This window comes from Mesorhizobium sp. M7A.F.Ca.US.014.04.1.1 (genome assembly GCF_003998745.1).
GTDB lineage: Bacteria > Pseudomonadota > Alphaproteobacteria > Rhizobiales > Rhizobiaceae > Mesorhizobium > Mesorhizobium ciceri.
Genome location: NZ_RZRW01000882.1, coordinates 1 through 1698, shown reverse-complemented (window position 1 = coordinate 1698; position 1698 = coordinate 1). Strand labels below are relative to the sequence as shown.

At 63.4% G+C, this 1698-nt stretch carries 1 protein-coding gene; it reads left to right on the top strand.

Annotation, left to right across the window (positions count from 1 at the left end):
* The first annotated feature begins 351 nt into the window (after window positions 1-351).
* Window positions 352-1620 (top strand): ABC transporter substrate-binding protein, encoded by a 1269-nt coding sequence (locus tag EOA22_RS32665; RefSeq protein ID WP_063170315.1) that lies wholly within the window; start codon window positions 352-354, stop codon window positions 1618-1620.
* Window positions 1621-1698 lie beyond the last annotated feature (78 nt).

Sequence of the window (1698 nt, the reverse complement as noted above, 5' to 3'; positions counted from 1 at the left end):
GTCGAGAATCCCGCCGCCGTCCGGCTCTATGAGCGGCTGGGGATGATGCCTGTCGCCTGGGAAGGCTAGGGTGTGCTGATATTCAGGTGATGCCGGCCTGCAAATGATGGCTTCCTGCGCTTCCGGTGCTCACGTACCCAAAAGTACGCTCCGCTCCGGTTCTCGGAAACCACCATTTTCGACTCGGCCTGACCTGAATCTCAACACCCCCTGATGGGTGTCGCCTCACGCAGGAACGGCGCGATTTGGGAACCCAAAGCGCCGCTTCGCATTCAATGGAAGGCGGGGTCCGACAAGCTGCCGGCGCGTGGAGTGTTTCCTGTCGCCGGCTGCGGAGGGACATCCATCACCATGAAGTTTTCTCACGCATTCCTGGCGCTCGGCGTCGCCGCCATGCTGATTGGTACGCCGGCGCGGGCCGTCGAGCTGTCGATGGTGTCGGGCGATACCGGCGACGGCATCAAGGTGCTGCGCGAGATCCTCGACCGTTACGAGAAAGACAGCGGCAACAAGGTCAACATCGTCGTCATGCCGACGTCCGGGACCGACCAGTTCGGCCAGTACCGGCTGTGGCTTGCCGCCGGAAACAGCGACATCGACGTCTACCAGACGGACGTGATCTGGGCGCCGCAGCTCGCCAGCCAGCTCGTCGATTTGACCGCAGCGACCAGGGACATCGTGGCCGAGCATTTCCCGTCGATCATCCGGTCGCAGACCGTCAATGGCAAGCTCGTCGCCTTGCCGATCTTCACCGATGCGCCGGCGCTCTACTACCGCAAGGATCTCCTCGACAAATATGGCGCCAAGGTGCCGGCCACCTGGAAGGAACTGGCGGACACCGCCAGGCTGGTCATGGATAAGGAACGTGCAGCCGGCAATCGGGATATCTGGGGCTTCGTCTTTCAGGGCAACGCCTATGAGGGGCTGACCTGCGACGCGCTCGAATGGGTGATGTCGAATGGCGGCGGCCAGATCATCGAGCCGGACGGCTCCATCTCCATCAGCAATCCAAAAGCGGCGGCGGTGCTCGATATGGTCAAGGGCTGGGTCGGGACCATCGCGCCGCCCGGCGTGCTCGCCTACCAGGAAGAGGAATCGCGCGGCGTCTGGCAGACCGGCAACGCGGTGTTCATGCGCAACTGGCCCTATGCCTATGCGCTCGGCAACGGCGAGGGCTCGCCGATCAAGGGCAAGTTCGACGTGGCGCCGCTGCCGGCCGGCACCGGCGAAGGCGCCCGACCGGTCGCGACGCTGGGTGGCTGGAACCTCGCGGTCTCCAAATATTCGAAGCATCCGGATGCCGCGATCGAGCTGGTCAAGTTCATTGCCTCGCCCGCGATGCAGAAATACCGCGCGCTGAAGACGTCCAATCTGCCGACCATCCAGGCGCTGTATGACGATGCCGACATTGCCATGGAACACCCGATTATTCCGCGCTGGAAGCAGATCTTTCTCAATGCGGTGCCGCGCCCCTCGGCCGCCACCAGGATCAAATACAACGAGGCGTCGAGCCAGTTCTGGAACGCTGTTCACAACACGCTCTCGGGCGACGGCACTGCCGCCGACAATCTGGCCGACCTCGAAGCGACGCTGACCAAGCTGAAGGGCCGAGGCTGGTGACGATACTGGGACAGCCGGCCGGCGGGACCGCAGCGAGCGGAGCGAGATGACAGGGATGAAACCGGAAACAGCCAAGGC